This window comes from Mesorhizobium sp. M4A.F.Ca.ET.050.02.1.1 (assembly GCF_003997725.1).
GTDB lineage: Bacteria > Pseudomonadota > Alphaproteobacteria > Rhizobiales > Rhizobiaceae > Mesorhizobium.
In genome coordinates this window covers 1-690 of sequence record NZ_RZSG01001376.1, presented here as the reverse complement: position 1 = coordinate 690, position 690 = coordinate 1, and the positions used below count along the sequence as shown (strand labels likewise).

Below are 690 nucleotides of genomic sequence, written 5' to 3'. Positions count from 1 at the left end.
CCGCTGAGCTGCGCGGTCGTCGGGGCTCCGCGATCGGAGATCAGTTCATTGACCGCCTTGGCGCAGGCTTCCACCGTGCATTGTGGGGACGGATCGGGGACGGCTACCTGCCTGGTCACAAGCGGGGTCGTGGCAAGATCGGTCAGCACGCAATCGATCGCACCGACCTTCAATTGCAGTCCGACAACCAGCCGACCGGCGTAGTTTATGTTGATCGGGATGGGCCGACGTCCCGGCGCGCCCGGGCTCGCCTCTCCCTCCACGAGGATTTTCTCTTCCAGCAACTCGGTGACGACGAACGTCACAGCCGCCGGGCTGAGCCCGGTGATCGCTGCGATCTCGGCCCGGCTGATCGCCCCCTCCCGCCGCAGCAGATTGAGGATCAGCCGCCGATTTATGGCACGTGACGTCTGCTGGTCGCCCTTGAGCTTCATGTCTGTCTCATTATTAATTTTGTAAATTAACTATTGACCGATCTCACCTGCATACGCTACCCATAGCCTCGGTTCAAATGAAATCCGGCTGTTCTCAGGGAGGAGATAGAAGCCATGACAACCAAGCTTGCCGCATTGTCGACGACGAGGCGCCGTTTCCTGAAAGGCACCGGCGCGGCGCTTGTCGCGTCCGCCACTGGAGGGCTTTGCCTGCCTGCTTTGGCGCAGCCGCAGGACATCACGATTATCTCCAATC

The 690-nt window shown here is 60.6% G+C and carries 1 protein-coding gene; it reads right to left on the bottom strand.

The window, feature by feature from the left end; translation table 11 throughout:
- Positions 1-434: winged helix-turn-helix transcriptional regulator (locus EOA33_RS37615; RefSeq protein ID WP_127407842.1), on the bottom strand; the 434-nt coding region annotated here is incomplete at its 3' end.
- Positions 435-690 lie beyond the last annotated feature (256 nt).